Here is a 25620-nt window from a genome sequence, read left to right on the forward strand (position 1 = left end):
GACGATCAAGCAGAGCGTGAAGCTGTTGGCGAATGAGCGGTCGAACCAGCCAGTCCCAGGCATTGGCCACCGGCCGCCGATCAAGGAACCCAGGGCCGAGCGAAGCGATGGCCCGTCAGAGCGCCCAGCTCTGATCCGCTCCCGATCCCAAGGCAACTTTCTTTGGTGACTTTCTTTTTTGCCCAAAAAGAAAGTTACCCTCCGCCGGGAAGGCGCTCCACACCCAAAAACCCAAGAAAAGCAGGAAAAAGAGACCGCAGCCCTGCGTTATGCCAAGCAAGGCCAACCCCAAGGACCGACAAAGCCGTTGACCTGCAGCAAGACAAGTAGTGACCCGTTTGAGCATCAAATATGCCTCTAGCGCTTGCTATACGGGCGTAAAAAGCTATTTTATTGATAGCATTCAGGCAGCACTGGCGCTGCGTTACCTCGCACCAGCAACACCGCCTTGGCGGGCAGCGTGTCCAGCCGCGTCCATTCGCCCCAGTCCAGTTGCCTGTCCGACACTGGCGCGGCGCCCGCCGGTTCGCGCTGCCAGCGCACGGTGATGTCATGGCCCTGCAGCAGCAGGCGCAGCTCGACCGCCGGCCAGTGCGCGGGCAGGCGCGGCGACAGCGACAGTCGGCCCGGCTGCACGCAAAGACCCAGCAGCGTTTCAAGCCCCGCCCGGTACAGCCAGGCAGCCGAACCGGTGTACCAGCTCCAGCCGCCCCGGCCCACATAGGGTTCGGCGCTGTAGACGTCGCCGGCCATCACATACGGCTCCAGCTCATAGGCCGGGCCGCGCCCGGAATGTGCGCTGCGGTGCGCCGGGCTCAGGTCCTCGAAGCTGCGCCAGGCGCCTTCCACATCGCCGCTCAGCGCCTGCGCCATCAGCGCCCAGACGCCGGCATGCGAATACTGCCCGCCGTTCTCGCGCACGCCGGGCGGATAGGCCTGGATGTAGCCGGGGTTGTTGGCCGAGTCCCGGAACGGGGGATCGAGCAGGCGCAGCAGGCCGGCCTTTTTATCGATCAACTGGCTGTTCAGCGCCAGCATGGCCGATCGGGTAAAGGCCGGCGTTGAGGCACCGGACAGCACCGACCAGGCCTGCGCAATCAGGTCGATGCGGCATTCGGCATTGGCGTCCGAGCCGAGCGCTGCGCCGTTGTCGAAAAAGGCGCGGCGAAACCAGGCGCCGTCCCAGCCGGCGTCGTGCAGCGCGGCGATCCAGCCGGTGCGCGCTTCCTGCCAACGCCGGGCGCGCGCCTCGTCGCCGCGCCCGGTGGCCACCGGCGCGAAGCCCTCGACCACGCTGCACAAAAACCATCCCAGCCAGACCGATTCGCCGCGTCCCTCATGGCCGACACGGTTCATGCCGTCGTTCCAGTCGCCTGTGCCCATCAGCGGCAGGCCGTGCGCGCCCAGCGCCAGGCTGTGGTCGATGGTGCGGGCGCAGTGCTCGTAGACGCTGGCCGATTGTTTGCTGGTCAACGGTGCGTAATAGGCGTCTTCCGCGCCTTCGGGAATGGGCGGCCCGTCGATGAAGGCTACGTCCTCGTCGAGCACACCGGCGTCGCCCGTGACCTGTAAATAGTGGCTGCAGGCATAGGGCAGCCACAGCAGGTCGTCCGAAAAATGGGTGCGCACGCCTTCGCCGCCGGGCGCGTGCCACCAGTGCTGCACATCGCCTTCGGGAAACTGGCGCGAGGCGCTGAGTATGATTTGCGCGCGCAGGCGCGCCGGGTCTGCCAGCGCCAGCGCCATCGAGTCCTGCAGCTGGTCGCGAAAGCCCGATGCGCCGCCAGCCTGGTAGAAGCCGGCCTTGGACCACAGGCGGCAGACCACGGTCTGGTACAGCAGCCAATGGTTGATGAGGGCATCGAAACGGGCGTCGGGCGTGCGGACCTGCACCTTGCCGAGCAAGCCAGACCAGGTGGCCTTGACATTTGCCAGGGCGTCGGTGCAAACCTGCTGCGTCCAGCGGGCGGCCATCTGATCGGCTTGGGAAGCATCGGCGGCATGGCCGAGGATGAAGCTGAAGGTTAGTTCTTCGCTGCCGGCCAGTGAAAATTCGCTGGCCAGGCAGGCGCAGGGGTCGCAACCGGTGCCGCTCTGGCCGGCCAGAGCGGCGGGCAGGAAAAGCCGGCCCAGCGTGTCAAAAAATTCGCCCCGGTCGCAGGTCCATTGCAGGCGGCTGGATGCGCCCGCCATGGCCAGGAACACCGTGTTGCCGCCATAGCCGTCGCGGGTTTCCTGCTGCCGGGCCATGAGCACCGCGCGTGCCGCAGGCTTCCAGGTCTCCAGCGTGCGCCGGCGACCGCGTGCGTCGCCCATCTGCCATTCGACCATGGCAACAGCGCGCAGGCGCCTGCGCTTGCCGCCGTCCAGCCGCACCTTGATCTGGACCACCTTGACGGCGTCCTGCATGTCGGCGAAAAAGGTGGTTTCCACCTGCAGTCCGCCCTGCATTCCCTGGAATACCGAATAGCCCTGGCCGTGGCGCACACGCCAGCGGCTGCCGCTGGCTGCCAGCACTGAGGGTGCCAGCGGGAAAACCTGGCCGCTGTCGATGTCCTGCAGCAGCCAGTGCTCGAACGCCGGATCGCCCACCGGATCGTTCGACCACGGCGTGAGCTGGTGCATGCGGCTGTTGCCGGCCCAGCTCATGCCGCTGCCGGTTTCCGACACCTGAAAGCCAAAGTCCGGATTGGCGATGACATTGACCCACGGACGCGGCAGCGACTGGCCACCCTGCAGGTCAAACCAGAACTCGCCGTTGGCCGCATCGAACTGGCCGGCCCCTTGCACGGCTTCTGCAATGGCCGGCTTGCCTTCGGGCTGGTGGGTCGCAGGCCGGCTTGAGAGTAGCGTTCCGCCGGCCAGGCTGACCTGCTGCGCCGGCCAGACGCCGACGCGCAGGGCGGCCACCTGGGTTTCCAGCCCCCGGCCGTCCGCCGTCAGCACCACGCGTGCCAGCCCGGCCAATGCGGCTTTTTCGGCGATGGAAGTTTCGGGGTCGCGCAGCAGGTGAAAGCTCGATGACAGCTCGGAGCCCTTGGCAAAGCTGTTGCGCACGTGCTGCATCAGCCGGTCGCGCAGCGCCAGGATGTCGCGCTGCAGCGGCATGAGGTAGGAATTGGGCTCGCTGTTGAGCACCACCAGGTCAACCGCCAGGCCGCCGAAAGTCCACCACGGCTGGGCGCGCAGCAGGGCATGGACCAGCGGCAGCCCGCTGGCGCCCTGGATGCGCACCAGCACGATGGGTTTGTCGCCGGAAATGCCGAAGCGCCACAGCTGGCGCTGGTCCAGCGGGCCGGCCACGGCATTCAGCCGGGGCGTGCTGTACATCAAGGCGGTGGTCAGGTCCTGCACCGCCAGATGTTCCTCTGGCGTCAGGGTCAGGTCGCGCAGCCGGACCTGCGCCAGCGTGGCCGCCATCTGGGTGGCGCGCACGATGTGCATGGGCTGCAGGTACTTGTCGATGCGCGCGATCAGTTCGTCTTCCGTCTGCGCCGCCGCCGTGGCAAAGGTCAGGCGGGCCACGGCACCGGGCGCCAGCCGCAAGGTCAGGCGCAGGCTGGCCACCGGGTCCAGGCCGTTGATCGGGTTGCCGTCGGCATCCATGGGCTGGTCCCCCAGGGCGGGCCGGTGCTGCGGCTGGTGGCGCCCGGCAAAAATCCGGCGGTCGGCGATGCAATCGACCGACAGCAGGTCGGCATCGGCCTCGGCCAGGAAATGCGCGACCGCCATTTGCGGGTCGCCATGCAGGCGCGGCATGCGCTTGAGCAGCAGGGCGCGCCACTGCGGCTCCCAGCGGGTCTGCACGAACAGGTTGGAAAACGCCGGATGGGCTTCGTCGGCGCGCGGGTCCGCCAGCACCGCCTCGAAGCACGACACCAGTTCGACGATGCGCTCGGTCCGGCCGGTGTTGTGCAGCAGCACGGTGCGCAGTTCGGTGTCGTCCTCGGGGCTGACCAGCACGCTGATGCTGGTGTTCAGGCTGTCGCCCTGCGCATCGAACTGCACCCGGTCGGCCATGAAACGCGCCTGGTAGCGCCAGCCCGGCAGGGGCGCCGGCGCGGCGGTCAGCGACCCGGTGCCTTCGTTGCCGCCCAGGTTCAGGTAGAAAAAACAGCCCTGGCTGTCGCGCAGCAGATCGTCGCGCCAGCGGCTGATGTTCCGGCCATGCCAGCGGCTGACGCCTGCGCCGCTGGCGCGCAGGGCCACGTTGTAGCGCCCGTTGGACAACAGGTGGGTCGGTTTCCAGCCGAGCTGCGCCGGGTTGACCTCGCGCGAGTGGAACACCGGCGCGCTGCTTTGCGCCTCTAGCGCGGGCGGCTGGCGCGGGCTGGCGCTTTCAATGATCTGGCGCGGCGTGCGTTCATGCAGCAGGGATTCATGCGCGGCGACCTGGGGCTCGGCGCAGAACCAGCGCCGGGGTGCATCAAGGCACAGCACATTGCACAGCGCCACCAGCGACATGCCTTGGTGGTGCGCCATGAAGGTCTGGACAATGCTGAAGGCCTGCCTTTCGGGCTGGCGCGAAGCGGTGAAGTCGAGCGCTTCGAACATTCCGAGTTCGCCGCGCCCGCCCAGCGCTTCGAGCCGGCGCAAGTTGGCTACCGACACCGCCGGTTCAAACAGTGTGGCCAGCACGGTGGCGTAAGGCGCCACCACGCGGTCGGTCAGCGGCGTGCGCCGCATCGCCAGGCGCGGAACGCCAAAGGGCGAATACTGGTAGGCCAGCGAATGGTCCTGAGCGAAATAAGCCGATTCGGAAATTCCCCAGGGCAGTTGCTGCTGCCGGCCGAACTCGCGCTGCGAGGCAATGGCTGATCGGGCCATGGTCTGCAGCAGGCCCTGCGCGGGCTCGCGCATCAGCAGCGATGGCATCAGGTATTCGAACATCGAGCCCGACCAGGAAGCCAGCCCGGGCGTGCCGCCCACCGACAGGAACGGCCGGCCCAGCGCGATCCAGTGGCGCTTGGGCACGTCGCCCTTGGCAATCGCCAGAAAGCTGGTCAGTCGCGACTCGGACGCCAGCAGGTCGTAGTAGCTGATGTCCAGCGCCAGGTCGTCAACCCTCAGGCCGATGTGGAACAGGCGGCGCTTGGGGTCGTACAGGCCCTTGAAATTCATCGCCTCGTACAGACTGGCGCAGCGCCCGGCCAGGCTATGCAGCGCTGCCTGCGCCAGCCCGCCATCGGCTCCTTCCTTTTCGTCTTGCCGGGCCAGCTGGCGGCACGCCTGGCCCACGGCCAGCAGCAGGCCAGCCAGGTTGCCGCTGTCGACCGATGACACATAGGCCGGCAGAAGGACTTCCAGCGTGCGCGTGTCGTACCAGTTGAGCAGGTGGCCGTTGTGCTTGGTCAGTTTGTCGATGCTGTCCAGCGATGCCTGGAGGCGCCGGATGACTTCGTCGGTACTGATCCAGCCGAATTCGCGCGCGCAGCAGATGGCCAGCAGGTACAGGCCGATGTTGGTCGGCGACGTGCGGTGCGCCAGCAGGGGGTCGGGGACGAGCTGCAGGTTGTCGGGCGGCAGGTGGTTGTCCTCAGCCCCGACGCTGCGCTCGAAAAAACGCCAGGTGTCGCGCGCCAGCGCCATCAGGTAGCGCTTGTCGCCGGCATACAGCGCATGCTCCGCGCTGGCCGGGCGCGGCTGGCTGGCCCACCACGCCGCAATCGGCGATGCCCCCCAGAACAGAAACAGGAAGATGCCGGCCCACGGATGGACCGCCCAGGGCGCGGCCATGACCAGCGCGGCGCACAGCAGCGACGCTGCAGCATGCTGTTGCACGAACACGAAAAGCTCTTTTCGCGACGCCGATTGCGCTTGCGCCGCAGTGGTCCATTCCATCAGCCGGCGGCGGCTGACGCTCATGCGCCAGATGGAACGCAGCGCCGCGTCCAGCAGCAGCACCGATTGCGCAGGTATCTGGCTGAACTGCCAGGCAGCGGCGCCCAGGGTGACGCGCAGCTCGGTCCGTCCGCCCTTGAAAAAGTGGCGCCAGGCAATGCCGGCGTTCGTTGGCACCAGGCCGGCCAGCGCGCCCAGCAGCGGCCCGGCCAGCAGCGCGGCAATGACCGCCAGCAGTGCGGTGCCCAAGGGCAATGCGCCGGTGAAGATCACCCAGACAAGCAGTGCGAACGCGGCAGGCAGCACCAGCGAGCGGCGCAGATTGTCCAGCATTTTCCACGCGCTGAGCGCATCGATGCCGTAGCGCCTGGCGTCCCAGAGCAGCGGAATCAGCTGCCAGTCGCCGCGTGTCCAGCGGTGGTTGCGCATGGCGGCCACGCCGGCATGGTGCGGCGGGTCTTCAACCAGCATCACGTCGCTGACAAAGCCGCAGCGCGTAATGCTGCCTTCGAGCAGGTCGTGGCTGAGCACCGTTTCATCGGGCAGGCGCTGATCCAGCACGGCATGCAGAGCCCTGACATGCAGCAGGCCCTTGCCGCTGAAACTGCCGGTGCCGAACAGGTCCTGGTAGACATCGGAGGCGCCGCTGCTGTAGGGATCGATGCCGCACTGGCCGGCAAACAGCCGGTGGTAGGCGGTGTCTTCCGAACGGCCGGGCAGGGGCGTGACCACGCGGGGCTGCAGGATGCCGTAGCCGCTGACCACCCGGCGCAAACGGGCGTCTACCTTTGGCGCGTTCAGCGGATGGGCGGCAATGGCGACCAGCTCGCGCAGCGCGCCCGGCGGCAGGCCGGTATCGCTGTCCAGCGTGACCACGTAGCGGATGCCCTCGGCCAGCCGCAGGGACGCAGCCAGCGGCAGGAAGCCTTCCATGCTGCCGGTGGCCAGCAGGCGCATCAGCTGCTCAAGCTTGCCGCGCTTGCGTTCCCAGCCGAGCCAGCGCTGCTGGGTTTGGCACCAGCTGCGCGGCCGGTGAATCAGCAGGAAGCGCGGCGCTCTGCCCGCGCCTGCCGGATAGCGTGCGTTCAGCGTTTCCAGCCGGGCCAGCGCATCGTGCAGCAGGCCGGCGTCTCCGGGCAGGCTGGCGTCGGGCGCATCGACCCAGTCGGTGAGCAGGGCAAACTGGGCTTCGCTTTCCCGATTGGCCAGCCAGTGAAACTCCAGCTGCTGCAGCAGTTCGTCGCTGGCTTGCGTGGATGTGAGCAGCGTCGGGATCACCACCAGCACCCGGTGCTCAGGCGGAATGCCGGACGCAAAGCCCAGGCGCGCCAAAGGCTGGACCTTCAGCGACTCGGCAATCAGGCGGTGCACAAAAGCCGAAGCGGCCTCGAAAGCCGGACCGGCCAGCAGGAAAAGCGCCACCAGGGTCTGCCAGCGGTGCCAGTCGGCATGGCGCGTGGCCAGTGCCACCATCACCAGCGTCGCCAGCGTGATGCAGCCGATGTACAGGCTCAGCCGCCACCTGCGCCAGTTCAGGCGTTGCCGGGCGCGCTGCGCCGGCATGCCCAGGTCAGCTTCCAGTCGGGCTCGGCCGTCGCCCATCAGGTAAAAGCCTGCGGTTCGCTCGGCGGCGTCTGCTGCCAGGTCGGCAGGCACCGCCTGGGCCGCCGTCACCACTGCCTGGGCCACCTCCTGCTCGGTTTCTCCGCTGTCGCGCGCCAGTTGCTCCATGGACCGGGTGATCTGCTGTCGCGTGCTTTCGCTTTCGCTGGCAAAGCCGGGCAGGTGCCGCAGCACTTGCAGGGAGCGGCTGACGGGCTCGATCAGCTCGACCCAGTCAATCTGGCCAATCGCGCGCAGCGTGGTGATGATGTTGCCAACCGTCAGGTTGGACGCGACCTGGGCGCTCTGGCTTTCCAGCATCAGCGCATGGCCATCGGGGCAGTTTTTCTCGATCCAGCGCACCATGGCGGACGGATCGCCTGAAAGCTCGGTCGGCAGGCGCTGCCACAGCTGGGTCTGGTAGCTGCGCTGCACGCCGCGCTTGCGCATCAGGCTGTCGATGCTGTCCAGGTCCGCCTCGTCCAGCCCTTGCCAGCTGTCCCAGACCGCATGGGCGACTTCACGCGCCAGTTTGCTGCGCGCAATGTCGTCGGCCATGCGGCGCAGGTTTTCCAGCAGCACGACCCGCAGCGTCGTCGGCAAGGCCCACAGTTCGCTCAGGCGCAATTCGCTGCAGCTCTGGTAGGCGTTCAGGAATGCGGTGAACAGTTCCGGGTTTAGCACGCTGTCGGTGTGCGCCACGTAAGCCCAGGCAATACCGTACACACGCGGCAGTCCGCGCAGCGGCAGCACGGCCAGCTTGGGCAGCCGGGCGTAAAAACGGCGCGGCACGCCTTCGCGGATTTGCTGCAGCTGCGCTTCGATCAGCGGGAAATTGTCCAGCAGCCATTCGGCTGCCGGTGTGGCGTAGTGGCCGCCGTGCGAGGTCAGCGCGACATAGTCATAAGCAGTGCGCAGCGCCGCCAGGTTTTCTTCAACGCGTGGAAAGAAGGGCGCGTGGCGCAGCGACTGTGCATCGGTTTCAACGACCTGCGCTTGCGCCAGGCTGCAGCCGTGCTCTTCGAAACGCTGAATACCAAACAGCTCCGCCCGGATCGGTGATTCGGCAGGTCCCTCCTGCGACTGCAGGACTTCTCTGGCATGGGGGCTGAGCGTTGCAAGTCGGTCTAGAACGGCAGGATTCACCCGGTCAAGCCATGGTCAGCAGGCCCAGGCCGATCAGGCCCAGGCTGCACACCACCAGCGCGGCGCCGGTCGTGACAAGCCTGGGTGCCGTGACGGCATGCAGGCTTTCAAGCCGGGTGCGCAAGATGAAAAACCGGCCGCGCGAACGCTGGCAGTCGATCATGTGCGAAGCAAGCGCCATGAAGTCGCTGGATACCAACTCGTTGCTCAGGGAAAGGCGGTGAGCAGACTGTGCATGGGAAGGGGTCATGGATCAGGTCCTCTCAGAAGTTGGTGCTCTTGACGCGCTGAAAACGCGGCATATTTGGCATACCACTGATGCTAGAACCTGCCGGCCCGCGCCGCCATCAAGCGGCCCCTGTTAGGTGTGTAGGACCCGGTCGATACTGCCTGTCAGCCGGTATTTCGCAGGCCGGCGGCAATGCCGTTGATCGAGATGTGGATGCCGGTCTGCACCCGCTGATCGGTCTGGCCGGCGCGGTAGCGGCGCACCAGCTCGACCTGCAGATGGTGCAGCGGATCGATATACGGAAAGCGGTGGCGGATCGAGCGCTGCAGCGCCGCGTTGCCGGCCAGCCGCTGCCGCTCGCCGGTGATGAGCAGCAGCGCGTGGGCGGTGCGGTGCCATTCGCCGTCGATGGCGGCAAAAATCTTCTTGCGCAGTTTGGTGTCGCCCACCAGCTCGGCATAGCGGGACGCCAGCGCCAGATCGCTCTTGGCCAGCACCATGTCCATGTTGCTCAGCAACGTGCGGAAAAACGGCCACTGGCGGTACATTTTTTTGAGCAGCGCCAGCGCATCCTTGCGGCTCTCCGGCGAGCCGCCCTGGCCCAAAAACTGCTCAATGGCGCTGCCGAAACCGTACCAGCCCGGCAGCGTCAGGCGGCACTGGCCCCAGCTGAAGCCCCAGGGAATCGCCCGCAGATCCTCGATCTTTTGCGAGGGCTTGCGCGATGCCGGCCGCGAGCCGATGTTGAGCTCGGCAATCTCGCGGATCGGCGTGGCGCTGAAGAAATACTCGGTGAAGCCCGGCGTCTCATACACCAGCGCGCGGTAGGCGGCCATGCTGGCCCGCGACAGTTCGTCGGCGGCCTGCAGGAACGCCGGGGTCGCCGGCTTGGTCGGCTGCAGCAGCGTGGCCTCCAGCGTGGCGGCGACCAGCGTTTCCAGGTTGCGCCGGCCGATTTCCGGATTGGCGTATTTCGAGCCGATGACCTCGCCCTGTTCGGTCAGTCGGATCTGGCCGCGCACCGTGCCCGGCGGCTGGGCCAGAATGGCTTCGTAGCTCGGTCCGCCGCCGCGCCCAACCGTGCCGCCCCGGCCGTGGAACATGCGCAGCGTGATGCCGTGCGACACGGCCAGCTGGTCGAACAGCTCGACCAGCGCAATCTCAGCCCGGTACAGCTCCCAGTTGCTGGTGAAGATGCCGCCGTCCTTGTTGCTGTCGCTGTAGCCCAGCATGATGTCCTGCTCCGCGCCGCTGCGCGCAAGCAAGCTGGCCACGCCCGGCAGCGCATAGAACTCGCGCATGATGGGCGCGGCATTGCGCAGGTCCTCGATGGTTTCGAACAGCGGCACCACGATCAGGTCGCAGCGCGAGCCAAGCGGGTCCAGCACGTCTTCGAGCACGCCGTGCATCAGGCCGACCTCCTTTTGCAGCAGCAGCACTTCGAGCAGGTCGCTCACGGTTTCGGTGTGGCTGATGATGTAGTGGCGAATCGCTTCCTTGCCGAAGCGCGCGCGCGCGCTCAGGGCGGCTTCGAAAATCGCCAGCTCGGTCTGGGCCAGTTCCGAATAAACATGGCCCAGCACGCGCAGCGGCCGGGCGTCGTTGAGCAGCTTGAGCAGTTGCGTGCGCTTGGCCGCTTCATTCAGGCTGGCGTAGCCCGGTTCGATGCGCGCCACCGCCAGCAGTTCGGCGATGACTTCCTCATGCTTGTCCGAACTCTGGCGCAGATCGACCGTGGCCAGGTGAAAGCCGAATACCTCTACGGCGCGGATCAGCGGATGCAGGCGCTGGGCGGTCAGCGCCTGGCCATGGTGGCTGATCAGCGAGGCCTGCAGCGTTCGCAGGTCGGCCAGGAAATCTTCGGCCCTGGCGTAGGCGTTTTGCGGCGCCACTGCATGGCGCGCCGCTTCGCCGCCGGTCAGCGTTTTCAGCGTGGCCGCCAGCCGGGCATAGACGCCGGTCAGCGCGCGGCGGTAGGGTTCATCCTGGCGGTGCTCGCTGGTGTCGGGCGATTTTTTCGCCAGCGCCTGCATCCCGGCGCTGCAGTCAACCAGGATGGCCGACATCGACAACTCGCCGCCCAGCAGATGCACCTCGGTCAGGTAGTGGCGCAGCGCCACGTCAGCCTGCCGGCGCAGCGCGTAATTCAGCGTGTCGGCATTGACGTTGGGGTTGCCGTCGCGGTCACCGCCGATCCACTGGCCCATGCGCAAAAAACTGTGCACCGGCTGCATGCCCAGCTCGCTCTCCAGGCTGGCGTAGATTTTCGGAATCTCGCGCAGAAAGGTCGCCTCGTAGTAGCTCAGCGCATTTTCGATTTCGTCGGCCACGGTCAGCTTGGAAAAGCGCAGCAGGCGCGTTTGCCACAGCTGCATGACCCGGGCGCGCAGCTGCGCCTCGTTGGCTGCCAGCTCGCGCGGCGTGAGCGCATCCTTGGCGCTGCTCACGGCCAGCGCCATGGCCTTGATGCTGTCGCGCGCCGTCAGCAACTGGGCAATGCCGCGCTCGGCGTCCAGGATGCTTTTTCGCTGCACCTCGGTCGGGTGCGCGGTCAGCACCGGCGAGACAAAGCTGCGCGCCAGCGTGTCCGAGATGGTCTTGGGCGCAATGCCGGCCCAGCGCAGCCTGGCCAGCGCCACGTCGATGCTGCCTTCCTGCGTGTCGCCGGCGCGCTCGTGAATGGCGCGGCGGCGGATGTGGTGGCGGTCTTCGGCCAGGTTGGCCAGGTGTGAAAAATAGGTGAAGGCGCGGATCACGCTGACGGTCTGGTCGCCGCTGAGGTCTTTCAGCAGGGTCTTGAGCGCCTTGTCGGCTTCATGGTCGGCATCGCGCCGAAAGGCCACCGACAGCGTGCGCACCTGCTCGATCAGCTCATACGCGGCCACGCCCTCCTGGTCGCGGATCACGTCGCCCAGGATGCGGCCAAGCAGGCGGATGTCCTCGACCAGCGGGCGCTCGTTGTTCCGGGCGCGAACCGACGGCGTGGCCGGCTTCACGGTTTCTGCGACGGGAGCCGGGATGTCGGGCTTGACAGCGGTCTTGACTTTTTTCGTGCGTGCGGAAGTTGGCATCCTGGCTCTTTGCGTCTGGTGGCGGGTGAAATGGGACCGAAAGCGCACATGCTAGCATTCACTCCCTCTATAGATTACCGACAGGTTACCAGTGGCAGCAGCGCTTCAAACTCCCCCAAACACGCGCAAGGTGGTCATCGCCACGCGCGAAAGCCGCCTGGCGTTATGGCAGGCCGAACATGTCAAGTCGCTGCTGGAAACCCGCCTGGGCTGGCAGGTCGAGCTGCTGGGCATGACCACGCTGGGCGACCAGATCCTGGACCGCTCGCTGAGCAAGGTCGGCGGCAAGGGCCTGTTCGTCAAGGAACTCGAAACCGCGCTGCTTGATGGCCGCGCCGACCTGGCGGTGCATTCGCTCAAGGATGTGCCGATGGACCTGCCCGACGGCTTCGCGCTGGCCTGCGTCCTGGCGCGCGAAGACCCGCACGATGCGTTTGTCTCCAACCGCTATGCGTCGCTGGCCGAACTGCCGCAGGGCGCTGTCGTCGGCACGTCGAGCCTGCGCCGGCTGGTGCTGCTCAAGGCGCTGCGGCCCGACCTGGTCATCGAGCCGCTGCGCGGCAACCTGGACACCCGGCTGCGCAAGCTCGACGAAGGCCAGTACGACGGCATCGTGCTGGCTGCCGCAGGCCTCAAGCGCCTGAGGCTCGAATCGCGCATCCGCCACACCTTTGCGCCCGCTGACATGCTGCCGGCGGCCGGGCAGGGCGCGCTGGGCATTGAAGTGCGCGCTAACCGCGCCGATCTGATCGAGGCGCTGGCCGGGCTCGCGCACCCGCCGACCTGGCTGGCGGTAACGGCCGAGCGCACCGTCTCGCGCGCCATGGGCGGCAGCTGCTCGATGCCGCTGGCTGCTTTTGTCACTGCCGGCAGCGGCGGCGCGCTGCGCCTCGATGCCGCCTGGGGCGAGCCGGCCACCGCCGATGCGCTGTCGGGCGCCCATCAGGCCGCGCCCGCGCCGCTGGTGAAGGCCCGGAAAACCGCTGTCGTGCAGACTTTTGCCGACGCCGAGGCGCTGGGCGAAGCCGTGGCGGCGCAGTTGCGCGCCGGCGGTGCGGTCTGGGCCGGCAACGCGCCGCTGGCCTGAGCCGTTCCGGCGTGACGACATGACGACCGCTCGCGCCATCGTGACCCGGCCCGAACCCGATGCCGGGCGATGGGCGCAGCAGCTGGCGCAAGCCGGCATTCCCGCAGAGGCCTTCGCGCTGATCGACATCGCACCCCTTTCAGCCGCCGCCGACGCGCAGGCGCTTGAGCAGGCCTGGCAGGGGCTGGACGGCTATGCCGCCTGCCTGTTCGTCAGCGGCCATGCCGTCGCGCACTTTTTCAAGAAAAAAAGGCTTTTTGCGCAGGATGCACGGGCGCAAGCAGCTATGGATAAAGTAGCAGATGGCAGTTTTTCAGGAATTCCGCCACGCCTGCGCTTCATGGCGCCCGGCCCCGGCACCGTGGCTGCGCTGCGGGCCGCCGGCGTTCCCGCCGCGCAAATCGACGCGCCGGCGGCCGATGCCCGCCAGTTTGATTCCGAGGCGCTGTGGCAGGCCATCGGGGCGCGTGACTGGCAGGGCCGCAGGGTGCTGGTCGTTCGCGGTCAGAGCGCCGGCGCTGAAGCCGCCAGTTCCGGGCGCGACTGGATTGTTCGCCAGTGGCAGGATAGGGGTGCCAGCGTCGATTTTGTCGGCGTCTACCAGCGCCGCGCGCCGCTGCTGGCCGACGCGCAGGTCGCGCGCGCCCGGCAAGCCAGCGCCGATGGCTCGGTCTGGCTGTTCAGCAGTTCCGAAGCCGTGGCCAATCTGGTCGGGCTGGCGGGCCTGCAGGGCGTGGACTGGGGGCGCGCCCGCGCCGTCGCCACCCACCCGCGCATCGCTCAGGCCGTGCGCGCCGCCGGCTGGGGTGTTGTTGTGGAGTCACGCCCTGCGCTCCAGGACATCCGGCAGGTGCTTGGCTCGATAGAATTGCAGCATCCATGAGCGACAGTCCCCCAGCCTTGCCCCCGTTGAGCTACCCGCCGCCGCCAGGCGAGCCGGCGCTTGATCGCGGCGTGCCCTCCAGCGCCGTGGCGCACGCCGCCCCGCTGGACGCGTGGCTGGTGCCGCGCAGCTGGGCGCTGGCCGTGGCGGCGCTGGCAGCCGCCGGCCTGCTGGCCAGCGCGGCGCTGTGGCAAAAGCTCGGTTCCATTCAGGAAGAACTCGCACGCCGCACAACGGACACCAGTGCGCAGTCCATCGAAGCGCGCACCCTTGCGCAGGACGCGCAGGACAGCACCCGCGAGCAGTCGGTGCGCCTGGCGCTGCTCGAAACCCGCCTCGGCGAAGTCAGCCTGCAGCGCACCCAGCTCGAGGAACTGATGCAGAGCCTGTCGCGCTCGCGCGACGAAAACCTGGTGGTCGATGTCGAATCCGACCTGCGGCTGGCCCAGCAGCGCGCCTTGCTGACCGGCAGCGCCGAGCCCTTGCTGGCCGCGCTGAAATCGGCCGAAACCCGGCTGGCGCGCGCCGCCCAGACGCGCCTGAACCCGGTGCAGCGCGCTGTCACCCGCGACATCGAGCGCGTCAGGAACGCCAGCATTGCCGACGTGCCGGCGCTGATGCTCAAGCTCGACGAGCTGGCTCGCCTGGTCGATGAACTGCCGGTCGTCAATGAAGTGGCGAGCAACAACATTGCGCGTTCGGTCGATGCCGTGGCGGTCGAGCCCCAGGCCGATGCCCCGGACGCGGGCAAAAAGTCCTGGCTGCCGGGCGTTGACACGCTGGCGCTGCGCGCCTGGTCGGGCCGTGTCGCGGGCAGCGTGTGGCAGGAAGCCAGCCAGCTGCTGCGGGTCAGCCGCATCGACCAGCCCGAAGCGGCCCTGCTGGCGCCCGAGCAGGCATTTTTCCTGCGCGAAAACCTCAAGCTGCGGCTGCTCAACGCGCGCCTGGCGCTGCTGTCGCGCCAGACCGACGCAGCACGCGCCGACCTGCTCAACGCCAGCAACTGGCTGGGCAAATACTTTGATCCCGCAGCGCGCAAGACCCAGGCCGCCCGCCAGCTGCTGGTCCAGGTGCAGGGCCAGCTCAAGAACACCGATCTGCCCCGGCTCGACGAAACCCTGGCCGCGCTGGCCACCGCAGCCGCCGGCCGCTAGGCGCCCGGCGCTGCACACCGGCAAGTCACACCACATCATGCGCGCCGCTCTCTGGTTCATCGCCCTGTTCGGCATTGCCGTCGCGGTCGCCCTGTTTGCCGGCAATAACCAGGCGGTCGTCACCGTTTTCTGGCCGCCGCACCGGGTCGATGTTTCCTTCAACCTGACGGTGCTGCTGCTGGTCGGGCTGTTCATGCTGCTGTACTTGGCATCGCGCGCACTGTCGGCGCTGTTTTCCCTGCCGGTCGAGGCGCGGCGCTGGCGTGCGCAGCAAAAAGAGCGCGCCATGTACGGCGCGCTCATGGATGCGCTGGCCCATCTGATGGCCGGGCGCTTCATCCGCTCGGCCAAATCGGCCCAGAATGCGCTGGCGCAGGAAAAAAGCCTGGGCGTGACCACCGAAACCACGGGGCACCCCACCGGCCACAGCGACACCCTGGCCAGCCAGCTGCGCTCGCTGTCGCACCTGTTAGTGGCCGAAAGCGCGCAGGCGCTGCAAAACAAGGCACTGCGCAACCAGCACCTGGCGCTGGCGCTGCAGAATTCGTCCGCCCGCCATGCCCAGGAAGTGCGCGAGGGCGTGCTGTTTCGCGCCGCCCGCTGGTCGCTCGAAGACCATGACGCCGGCGCCGCCCTCGACTGGCTCGGCCAGTTGCCGCAGGGCGCGTCGCGCCGCACGCTGGCCCTGCGCATGAAGCTGCGCGCCGCCCGCTACGGCCGGCAGACCCTGCAGGCGCTGGAAACCGCGCGCCTGCTGGCCAAGCACCGTGCGTTCTCGCCCGCCGCAGCGCAGAGCATCCTGCGCGGCTTGGCGCTCGAATTGCTCGACGATGCCCATGACCCGGTGCAGTTGCAGCAGGCCTGGGCGTTGCTGGACGACAGCGAGCGCGCCATGCCCGAGCTGTGCGTACACGCGGCCGCCCGGCTGATGAGCCTGCATGGCGATGCGGCGCTGGCCCGTTCCTGGCTCCTGCCGGTGTGGGAGCGCATGCTGGAGCCCCGGTCTGAACTGGGCGACAACCTGCGCATCAAGCTCATCACGGTGCTGGAAGCCGGCATGGACACGCTCGATGGCGAATGGCTGGCGCGCATCGAGGCCGCCCAGGTGAGTCGGCCGCGCGACGCCTATTTGCTGTACCTGGCCGGCATGGCCTGCCTGAGCCGGCAACTCTGGGGCAAGGCGCGCCAGCTCCTGAGCCAGGCCGCGCCGGCCTTGCAGGACCGGCTGCTGCACCGCAACGCCTGGCGCGCCCTGGCGATGCTGGCCGAGCAGCGCGAGGACGATGCTGCCGCCTCCGAGGCCTACAAGCGCGCCGCGCAGCCCTGACCGGCCCCTCTACTCTCGCACCGCATGCAGGTTGATGCGCGTGCTGGCTGCTACCGCGCATCGCGCTTTAACGCAGGCAAGCCCGCTCCCTTGGGGCTAGAGCGGTGTCACCTTGACCTGCAAACATGGTCATGCCTGGGCGCGCCGGGCTCAAACCCTGCCGTCATTCCCGCGCAGGCGGGAATCCAGTCCGGTGTGTACACGGCGCACCGCCCTTGCCGCGCCTTCTGGATTCCCGCCTCCGCAGGAATGACGGACAATTTTTTTTCAGATCAGGGCAAAACTGCTCTAGTCCCTCGCCATCCAGGCAAGTCCCTGCCGAAAGGCAGGCACGGCGCCCCAACACGCACCCTACGACCGCCCTGTGATCGGGCCATGCAGCTGAATCCGTCAGCATCCAGCAGACAAAAAAAGGCCGCATCCCGTGCGTGGGATGCGGCCTTGGCGCCTGGGCTGCGCCTGAAGTCTCGTTTCAGGGACTCAGGCTGCCGGGCTGGTTAGGTCAGTCGGCCGATTTCTCGAACGGCAGGGGCATGCTGGCCAAATCGCGCTTGGTCTCGACCAGCACCAGCGGGGCTTCTTCCACCACCACCGGGGCAGGGCGCTCGCGCCGTACCGTGATCGGCTTGACTTCAGCGGCAATGGCCGCCTGCGCTTCGGCGATCTTGGCGGCGTCGGAATTGACCCACTGCAGGCCCGAACCCTCAGCCACCTGGGCCAGGTCCTGCAAAGGCAGGTCGTAGGCTTGGACCTTGGGCAGGCCTGCGGCCTTGACTTGCGGTGCTGCAGCTGGCGCTGGGGGTATGCGCACCGGTGTCGCGACAGGCATCGGAACAGCCGCAGGCACTGGCGCAGGAATAACGACAGGCGCTGGCGCAATCGCTGCCACTGGAAGGGCTTGCGGCGCTACCAATTCAGGAGCTACAGGCGCTTGTCCATCCTGCGGGAAGGGCTGATTTGGCTCAAAAACGCTGGCCTTGGCCATGGTTTCCTCGCCTTGCACGGCCGGCTCGCCGCGATCACTGCGTTCACGGCGTTCGCGGCCATAGCGGTCACGGCTGCGGCGCGGCTGGCGCTCCTGATTTTCTTCCTGACCTTCAGGGCGCGCCTGAACGTCGGTCGATGACACCAGTGCTCCTGCGTTGCCTGCTTCGTCCGGGCCGGATATGACCGCCGGATGCGCCGCATCGAAACTGTCAGCCTGCGCACCTTCAACCGGTGCGGCAGCGCTGTCGCTGCGCTCACCCCGGCGCTCGTTGCGGCGGCCGGAGCGTTCGCCGCCCCGTTCGTTGCGTTCACGACGGCCTTCTACCTGCGGCTGCTCGCTGCTGCTTTCGGCGCGTGCTTCATTGCGGGCTTCGCTGCGCGTTTCATCGCGTCCGCCGGCCGGGCGGCGCTCGGCGTCACGCCCGTTTTCTTCAACCGACCGTTCCTGGCGCGGTGCGGGAGCGTCGCCCCCCATGGCGGCAGCCATGGCCGCCTGATTGGCCAGTGCCAGATCCTGCTCGACGGCATCGCGCGGGATGCGCTCGCCGCGTTCTGGCCGGTCACTGCGCTCTGGTCGCTCGGCGCGGCCTTCGCGCGTGCGGCCGCGCTCGCCGCCACGGGCTTCGCGAACCTGGCCCTGCGCGTCATTGCGCGGCTGGAATTCGCTCTCGCCCCGGACTTCGTTGCGGTTTTCTCCACGGCTTTCACTGGCTGGCCGCTCCTGGCGTTCCTGACGCTCGGGACGGCCGCCCTCGGCGCGGCCTTCAGGGCTGCGTTCACGGCGCTGCTCGCCGCCACGGCTGTCCGGACGCGCTTCGGCACGGCCTTCAGGCGCGGCGCCTTCGGGGCGTCCACGGCTGCTACTGCGCCGGCCATCGCCACGGCCGCCATCACCGCGTCCGCCGCGCTCCGTGCGCCCGCCGCGTTCGGGTCGTTGTTCACCGCGTGCTTCGACAGGCCGGCTTTCGCGCGGCGTATCGGCTTGCGGCGCTTCCTTTTTCACTTCCCGGAGGACGGGCGCGGATGCCGGCTCAGGTGTTTCGGCCATGCCGAACAGGTTCTTGATCCAGCCGAACAAGCCCTTTTCCGCTGGGGCAGGCGCGGGAACATGAACCGGCAGCGCAGGCGGCGCCTTGACCGCCACCGGGGCAACGGCCACCGGTTTCGGTTGGGCCATCGGGGCCGGCGCATCGGGCAGCACGCCCTTGATGATCGGTTCCTGCCTGTTGTGCTTTTCCTGACTGCGGCGCGTCACCGTGGTCGGGTCCTCATGCTCTTCAGCCATCTTGTAGCTGGCTTCGATGTTGTCCAGGCGCGGGTCGTCGTGCTTGAGGCGTTCGAGCTTGTAGTTCGGCGTTTCCAGCGTCTTGTTGGGCACCAGGAGCACGTTGATGCGCTGCTTCATCTCGATCTTGCTGATCTCGGAGCGCTTTTCGTTCAGCAGGAAAGACGCCACATCGACCGGCACCTGGCACAGCACCGAGGCGGTGCTGTCCTTGAGCGACTCTTCCTGGATGATGCGCAAAATCTGCAGCGCCGAGCTTTCGGTGTCGCGGATATGGCCCGAGCCGCCGCAGCGCGGGCACGGAATCGACGCGCCTTCTGACAACGCAGGGCGCAGGCGCTGGCGGCTCATTTCCATCAGGCCGAACTTGCTGATGGTGCCGAACTGCACGCGTGCGCGGTCCTGGCGCAGCGCGTCGCGCAGGCGGTTTTCGACATCGCGGCGGTTGCGCGACTCTTCCATGTCGATAAAGTCGATGACGATCAGGCCGCCCAGGTCGCGCAGGCGCATCTGGCGCGCCACTTCGTCAGCCGCTTCCAGATTCGTGCGGGTCGCGGTTTCCTCGATATCGCCGCCCTTGATGGCGCGCGCCGAGTTCACGTCTACCGATACCAGCGCTTCGGTGTGGTCGATGACGATGGCGCCGCCCGATGGCAACTGCACGGTGCGCGCATAGGCCGACTCGATCTGGTGCTCGATCTGGAAGCGCGAGAACAGCGGCGCGTCGTCGCGGTAGCGCTTGACGCGGTGCTCGTGCTCGGGCATCACATGCGCCATGAACTGGCGCGCTTGTTCATAGACGTCGTCGGTGTCGAACAAGATGTCGCCGATGTCGCTGTTGAAATAGTCGCGGATGGCGCGAATGACCAGGCTCGATTCCTGGTAGATCAAAAAGGCGCCCTTGCCGCCCTTGCCAGCGCCGTCAATCGCGGTCCACAGCTTGAGCAGGTAGTTCAAATCCCATTGCAATTCAGGGGCGCTGCGGCCGATGCCTGCGGTGCGGGCGATGATGCTGGCGCCGGCCGGGTATTCCAGCTTGTCCATTGCCTCCTTCAGCTCGGCACGGTCTTCGCCTTCGATGCGGCGCGACACGCCGCCGCCGCGCGGGTTGTTCGGCATCAGGACGACATAGCGGCCGGCCAGCGAGACAAAGGTCGTCAGCGCCGCGCCCTTGTTGCCGCGTTCTTCCTTTTCGACCTGGACCAGCAGTTCCTGGCCTTCGCGGATCACATCGCTGATGCGCGCCTGGCTGACCGACACGCCTTGCGTGAAGTATTGCTTGGAGATTTCCTTGAACGGCAAAAAGCCGTGGCGGTCCTCGCCGTAATCGACGAAGCACGCTTCCAGTGAAGGCTCGACGCGGGTGACGACGGCCTTGTAGATGTTGCCCTTGCGCTGTTCGCGCCCCTCGATTTCAATTTCGTAGTCGAGGAGTTTTTGTCCATCGACAATGGCCAGGCGGCGTTCTTCGGCCTGGGTAGCATTGACCAGCATGCGTTTCATGAATGTTCCTAACTGTTCTTCGTTCTAAAGCCCAAAAATGGCTGAACGACACCAGGAGCAACGCAGTGCAAACGTGGGGAATTGCCGGAGAGCTTTTGACAGCAAACTGGCCGACAGGAAACCGGTCGGCTAGTTTCAGTCTGGGCGTAGGCGCGTGGATGGAGTGAGCAGGTATCTGACGGGATTTGCTACAAAATCAGTAGCTGCTTGCGCCCGCTGTGCAAGGGCTACAGGCTGATTTATGCCATAAAGCAGGGCCAGAAGGCGCCGCAGGCAACTAAAAATCAGACTGACCCGTGTTGTCATCAGAGGGTTACCCGTTAAAAGACTTGATCTCAGCTGGATCCGGACGCAGCCCCGGGTCCGTGACCTGAAGCTGCATCCCTTGGTATTCCGTGGTTTTATTCGCAAAGCGTCGACTCGTCTGCATGGCAATTCCCGTGTCGCGAGGTGCCTGGCACGCGTCGCTTGTGGGCTACCGCCACCAGTGGCATCGACCTTCCAGCGAGGCTGTTTGCAGACCTTTTCAGGGGCTTTGGATTGGTGTGGACTAAACTCCAGACAAATCAACTACTTACAGCGTATCGCTAGTGAAACACATTATAGGGGCAGCTTCCGGCAAGGCAAAACGCCCGGCAAAAGCGCCATTTCGCCCCATTCCTGCTGCCGTTGTGCCTGTCGTCCAGGTTATACCGCTACCCCAAACCCCTGAAGCAGCGGCCACCGTGCCGCAAGCAACCCTGGTCACGGTCGATGAGGACTATGCGGGCCAGCGGCTCGACAATTTTTTGATCCGCCAGCTCAAGGGCGTGCCCAAGACCCACGTCTACCGCATCATCCGCAGCGGTGAAGTGCGCGTCAACAAGGGCAGGGCGCATGCCGACACCCGCGTGGAGGCAGGCGACATCGTTCGCCTGCCGCCGGTGCGCACGTCGGAGCGCGCCGAGCAAAAAGCCCAGGTCATGCAAAGCGTGATGACCGAAGTGGCGCGCCACGGCGCCAGCTCGACCGTCGGCGGCTATGCGCCTGCTGCTGAATTCCCGATCCTGTTCGAGGACGACTTTCTGCTGGCCATCGACAAGCCGGCCGGCGTGGCCGTGCATGGCGGCAGCGGCGTGAGCTTCGGCATCATCGAGCAACTGCGCATGGCCCGGCCGGAGGCCGATTTTCTGGAACTGGTGCACCGGCTGGACCGCGAAACCAGCGGCATTTTGCTGATCGCCAAGCGCCGCATGGCCCTAAAGCTGCTGCAGGAGCAGTTCCGCGAGCGTGAAACCGACAAGGTCTACCTGGCGCTGGTCAGCGGCAACTGGCCCGCCAGGCTGCGCGTGATCGACAAGGCGCTGCACAAGTACCTGCTGCCCAACGGCGAGCGGCGCGTGAAAATCGTCGCCAACGACCATCCCGATGCCATGCGTTCGGTCACCCTGGTCAAGGTGAAGGCCGAGATTGCCGCCAATCCGCTGGCGCCCGGCACGCCGTTCAGCCTGCTCGAAGTCACCATCAAGACCGGCCGAACGCACCAGATCCGCGTGCATCTGGCCGGCGAGGGACACCCGATTGCCGGCGACGACAAGTACGGCGATTTCGAGCTGAACAAGGCGCTGCAAAAAAGCAGCCCAGGCTCGCCTTCGCTCAAGCGCATGTTTTTGCATGCCTGGAGCTTGAAGTTCAACCACCCCAAGACCCGCAAGGCAGTCCAGCTACAGGCGACCTTGCCGGCGGAACTGCAGCAATTCATGCCCTACCGCACGGCTGAGCCTTCTGCGGAAATCGGCAATCCTTGAAAAATTGCAAAGCGGGTCACGCATCGTTCATGCGGTCCAGCGACAATCCGGGTCATGAACACTCGAAATTTTGACCTGATTGCCTTTGACTGGGACGGAACACTGTTCGACTCCACCCAGATCATCGTGCGCTGCATCCAGGCCGCCGTTTGCGACGTCGGCGGCAGGCAGCCGACCCAGGAAGCTGCCGCCTATGTCATCGGACTGGGCCTGATGCAGGCGCTGGCCCATGCCGCGCCCGACGTGCCGCCCGAGAAATACCCGGAACTCGGTGCCCGCTACCGCCACCATTACGCCACCCATTTCAATGACCTGAGCCTGTTTGAAGGCGTCCTTTCGCTGCTCGACGCGCTCAAGGCCCGTGGCCATTGGCTGGCGGTGGCGACCGGAAAGTCACGGCACGGACTTGACGAGGCGCTCAAAAGCGTTGAACTCAGGGGCGTTTTTGACGGCTCGCGGACCGCCGACGAGACGGCCGGCAAGCCCGACCCGCTGATGCTGCACGAACTGATGGCGCAGTTCGACCTGCCTGCCAGCAGGATATTGATGATCGGCGACACCACGCACGACCTGCAAATGGCGCTGAACGCCGGCTGCGCCAGCGTTGGCGTGAGTTATGGCGCGCATGAGCCGGCCACTTTTACCGTGCTCAATCCGCTGCACGTGGCGCATTCGGTGCAGGACCTGCACCAGTGGCTGCTGGCCAACGGCTGAGGGTGGCCTGAGCCCATGGATGAGTTGCTGCCGCTTTGCAACAGCCGCGAGCTTGCGGACGGCGGACTGGCCGTGGGGTTTGACGTGGTATACGCCGGCCAGACCTGCCGCGCCTTCGCCATCCGTTTTGAGGGCCGGCCGCAGGCTTACCTGAACCGCTGCACCCATGTGGCGATGGAGCTGGACTGGCAGCCCAACCGCGTGTTTGACGACAGCGGCCAGTGGCTGCTGTGCGCCAGCCACGGCGCGGCCTACCGGCCCGATACCGGAGCGTGCGCCGGCGGCCCGTGCCGCGCGGGACTGGTCAAGATCATGCTTTCCGAGCGCGACGGGGTGGTCTTCTGGCACGCAGCCTACAACCTCAAACCCTTGTTGTTTTGAATACATCTCTAAACTAGCCCCATGAACGATTCCAACCGACCCGGTAACACCGACTCCTCCTTTGATCCGTCCAGGGAGCCGGGAACTCCGCCAGACCACCCGCAACCCCCTGCGCCGCAGGTGAAAGATGGCGCCGAATTGAAGGGGAAGTACGCTGCGGCAGACTCGTCCAGCGTTCCCGGCTGGGAGAGGGCGACACTTGAAAAGCTGGTATTTGCCACGCTTGACGAGCAAAAGGCCACGCGCCGCTGGAAAACCTTCGTGCGCCTGTCCTGGCTGCTGTTTTTTGTCATCTTGCTGTGGATGGTGCTGCAGCGCGGCACCCCGGTCACCGACCCCAGCGTGCCGCACACCGCCGTGGTTGAGATCAAGGGTGAAATTGCCCAGGGTGCCGATGCCAGCGCCGAGTTCGTCAATGCCGCCTTGCGCTCGGCCTTTGAAGACGAGGGCTCCAAGGCCATCGTGCTGCTGATCAATTCACCAGGCGGCAGCCCGGTCCAGGCCGGCATGATGAATGACGAAATCCTGCGCCTGAAGGCCAAGCACAAGAAGCCGGTCTATGCCGTGGTGGAGGAAAGCTGCGCTTCGGCCGCTTATTACATCGCCGTGTCGGCCGACCAGATTTTCGTTGACAAGGCCAGCATCGTCGGCAGCATCGGCGTGCTGATGGACAGCTTTGGCTTTACCGGCCTGATGGACAAGCTCGGCGTGGAACGCCGCTTGCTGACCGCCGGCGAAAACAAGGGTTTTTTAGACCCCTTCAGCGCGCAAAACGACAAACAGCGGGCTTTCGCACAAAGCATGCTGGACCAGATTCACCAGCAGTTCATCGCCGTGGTCAAGGCCGGCCGGGGCAGTCGCCTGAAGGAAACGCCCGAGATGTTCACGGGCCTGTTCTGGAACGGCCAGCAGGCGGTGGAACTTGGCCTGGCCGACCACCTGGGCAACCTCGACTACGTTGCCCGCGAGGTCGTCAAGGTCGAGGAAATCATTGACTACACGCGCCGCGACAACGTGGCCGAGCGCCTCGCCAAGAAGTTTGGCGCCGCCCTGGGCGAAGGTGCCATGAAAGCATTCCAGGCAATTCCCGCGCTTCGCTAACCAGCGTAAAGAGCGTCAAAAAAACCCGCCCAGAAGGCGGGTTTTTTTTGTGTCACCGGAAATCTTGATTACCGGCCAATGCAGAACACGGTGGGCAAATCGAGCGGAAGCGTCGGTTTGTCACGTTTCCACTGGCTCGCCAGCGCACTGCGCGATACACCGCCGTCCAGCGTGATGCCGCAGCTCAGGGCAAGCCGGGTGTTGCCCTGCAGGGTTTGCAGCAGACCCTGAAGCAGGGCGGCATTGCGGTAGGGCGTTTCAATGAATATCTGGGTCTGGCCTGTCTTTAGTGCCAGCGATTCGAGTTCGCGGATGCGCTGGGCGCGGCCGGAAGGGTCTTGTGGCAGGTAGCCGACAAACGCGAAGTTCTGTCCATTCAGTCCGCTTGACGCCAGCGCCAGCATCAGCGACATCGGGCCTGTCAGCGGCTGCACCTGAATCCCGAGGTCATGCGCAGCGCGCACCACCGACGAGCCCGGATCGGCAATGGCGGGCATTCCGGCTTCGCTGACCAGGCCGATGTCGCGACCTTCAAGGGCGGCTGCCAGCAGCGGCCGGGCATCAAAGTGGCCGCTGTGGTCGCCCTTTTTATGCACTTCGCGCGGCAACTCCTGAATCTGCAGCGCCTGGACCGGCGTGGACAAAGGATGCAGCTCGTTGATGCGCTTAAGGTAGGCGCGCGTGCTTTTGGCGTTCTCGCAGATCCAGCAGCACAGCCGGGCCGCTACCTGCAGCGTACCGGCTGGCATCACGTCCTGCAACGGGGCCTGGCTGTCGCAGCCGAAATCAAGCGGTGCTGGCACCAGGTAGAGTTTTCCCTTGGCGATGCTCATGGGGCGGCCCTGCGGTTTGCCAACACGACAATGCCGGCGGCCTGGATCATTTTGCAGGTGCGGATCAACGGCAGGCCGACCAGTGCGGTCGAATCGTCGCTGTCAATCGATTCGAGCAGCGCAATGCCCAGCCCTTCGCTCTTGGCACTGCCAGCGCAGTCGTAGGGCTGCTCGGCGCGCAGGTAATTTTCAATTTCGGCATCGTCCAGTTCGCGAAACTTCACCCGGACGGCCGCCAGTGCGGTTTGCTCGAAACCGCTTTCGAGGCAAACCACCGCCACCGCCGTTTGAAAAATCACGGTCTGGCCGCGCATTTGGCGCAACTGAGCGACCGCCCGTTCATGGTTGCCCGGCTTGCCCAGCGCCAGCCCGTTCAGGTCCGCCACCTGGTCGGAACCGATCACGACGGCTTGCGGAAAATTCCTGGCCACGGCGCGCGCCTTGGCCAGCGCCAGACGCCCGGCAAGCGCGTCCGGCGTTTCATGCTGCAGTGGCGTTTCATCAACTTCTGGCGCGGCCACCGCGAAAGGGATTTGCAGTCGCTGGAGCAACTCGCGCCGGTAGGGCGAGGTGGAGCCCAGCACCAGTGGCCGGCCTGCCGGGTGGCTGTTAGCGGGAAGATCGGGTTTTTCGGGGAGTGCAGGGGAAGAAAGGGTCGCAGGGTTCATGCCCTGATTCTCTTACACTGC

Annotated in this window: 14 protein-coding genes; 8 read left to right on the forward strand and 6 right to left on the reverse strand. The window is 66.2% G+C overall.

From position 1 onward, the window contains the following. Positions 1 to 390: 390 nt before the first annotated feature. The 3 genes from ACP7AD_RS11060 to ppc all read right to left on the reverse strand — a co-directional run bounded on the left by ACP7AD_RS11060 (position 391) and on the right by ppc (position 11889). Entirely contained in the window at positions 391 to 8589 is an 8199-nt protein-coding gene (locus ACP7AD_RS11060; protein WP_426147345.1) for a GH36-type glycosyl hydrolase domain-containing protein, read from the reverse strand. 4 nt (positions 8590 to 8593) lie between these two features. After that, positions 8594 to 8839: a hypothetical protein gene (locus ACP7AD_RS11065; RefSeq protein ID WP_426147346.1), complete on the reverse strand. Its 246-nt coding sequence runs from the start codon at positions 8837 to 8839 to the stop codon at positions 8594 to 8596. A 143-nt stretch (positions 8840 to 8982) separates the two neighbouring features. Further along, the gene (ppc, locus tag ACP7AD_RS11070) at positions 8983 to 11889 is read right to left on the reverse strand and encodes a phosphoenolpyruvate carboxylase (protein ID WP_426147347.1); all 2907 of its coding nucleotides are present in this window, start codon (positions 11887 to 11889) and stop codon (positions 8983 to 8985) included. 91 nt (positions 11890 to 11980) lie between these two features. On the opposite strand from ppc, the gene hemC reads away from it, so the two are divergent. The 4 genes from hemC to ACP7AD_RS11090 are packed head-to-tail and all read left to right on the forward strand — an operon-like array spanning position 11981 to position 16340. Continuing rightward, a complete protein-coding gene (hemC, locus tag ACP7AD_RS11075; protein ID WP_426147349.1) occupies positions 11981 to 12976 on the forward strand; it encodes a hydroxymethylbilane synthase in 996 nt (331 codons plus the stop codon). 19 nt (positions 12977 to 12995) lie between these two features. Next, positions 12996 to 13859, forward strand: coding sequence for a uroporphyrinogen-III synthase (locus tag ACP7AD_RS11080; protein WP_426147351.1), 864 nt, complete (start codon positions 12996 to 12998; stop codon positions 13857 to 13859). Further along, entirely contained in the window at positions 13856 to 15013 is a 1158-nt protein-coding gene (locus tag ACP7AD_RS11085; protein WP_426147352.1) for a uroporphyrinogen-III C-methyltransferase, read from the forward strand. The genes ACP7AD_RS11080 and ACP7AD_RS11085 overlap by 4 nt, the downstream gene beginning before the upstream one ends. A 37-nt stretch (positions 15014 to 15050) precedes the next feature. Then, positions 15051 to 16340 carry a heme biosynthesis HemY N-terminal domain-containing protein gene (locus ACP7AD_RS11090; protein WP_426147354.1) on the forward strand — a complete coding sequence of 430 codons (1290 nt, stop codon included), beginning with the start codon at positions 15051 to 15053 and terminating at the stop codon, positions 16338 to 16340. 502 nt (positions 16341 to 16842) lie between these two features. On the opposite strand, the gene ACP7AD_RS11095 is transcribed toward ACP7AD_RS11090, so the two are convergent. Next, complete coding sequence (locus ACP7AD_RS11095; protein WP_426147356.1) at positions 16843 to 20115, reverse strand: Rne/Rng family ribonuclease; 3273 nt, start codon at positions 20113 to 20115, stop codon at positions 16843 to 16845. A 590-nt stretch (positions 20116 to 20705) separates the two neighbouring features. Between ACP7AD_RS11095 and ACP7AD_RS11100 the strand changes: the two genes are divergently transcribed. Genes ACP7AD_RS11100 through ACP7AD_RS11115 form a run of 4 tightly spaced genes read left to right on the forward strand, consistent with a single transcriptional unit; the run spans position 20706 to position 24098 of the window. Further along, the gene (locus ACP7AD_RS11100; RefSeq protein WP_426147358.1) at positions 20706 to 21902 is read left to right on the forward strand and encodes an RluA family pseudouridine synthase; all 1197 of its coding nucleotides are present in this window, start codon (positions 20706 to 20708) and stop codon (positions 21900 to 21902) included. Positions 21903 to 21956: 54 nt separating this feature from the next. Further along, the gene (locus ACP7AD_RS11105; RefSeq protein ID WP_426147360.1) at positions 21957 to 22616 is read left to right on the forward strand and encodes an HAD family hydrolase; all 660 of its coding nucleotides are present in this window, start codon (positions 21957 to 21959) and stop codon (positions 22614 to 22616) included. A gap of 15 nt (positions 22617 to 22631) precedes the next feature. After that, positions 22632 to 22997 carry a Rieske (2Fe-2S) protein gene (locus ACP7AD_RS11110; protein ID WP_426147362.1) on the forward strand — a complete coding sequence of 122 codons (366 nt, stop codon included), beginning with the start codon at positions 22632 to 22634 and terminating at the stop codon, positions 22995 to 22997. 21 nt (positions 22998 to 23018) lie between these two features. Continuing rightward, entirely contained in the window at positions 23019 to 24098 is a 1080-nt protein-coding gene (locus ACP7AD_RS11115; RefSeq protein WP_426147364.1) for a S49 family peptidase, read from the forward strand. A gap of 68 nt (positions 24099 to 24166) precedes the next feature. Here the strand turns inward: ACP7AD_RS11115 and ACP7AD_RS11120 are convergent, their stop codons facing one another. Beyond that, positions 24167 to 24931: an SAM-dependent methyltransferase gene (locus ACP7AD_RS11120; protein ID WP_426147365.1), complete on the reverse strand. Its 765-nt coding sequence runs from the start codon at positions 24929 to 24931 to the stop codon at positions 24167 to 24169. Continuing rightward, positions 24928 to 25599 (reverse strand): Maf family protein, encoded by a 672-nt coding sequence (locus tag ACP7AD_RS11125; protein ID WP_426147367.1) that lies wholly within the window; start codon positions 25597 to 25599, stop codon positions 24928 to 24930. The genes ACP7AD_RS11120 and ACP7AD_RS11125 overlap by 4 nt, the downstream gene beginning before the upstream one ends. Positions 25600 to 25620: the final 21 nt, after the last annotated feature.

The sequence above is a fragment of the Polaromonas sp. DSP2-3-2b2 genome (assembly GCF_049895905.1).
Classification (GTDB): domain Bacteria; phylum Pseudomonadota; class Gammaproteobacteria; order Burkholderiales; family Burkholderiaceae_C; genus Polaromonas.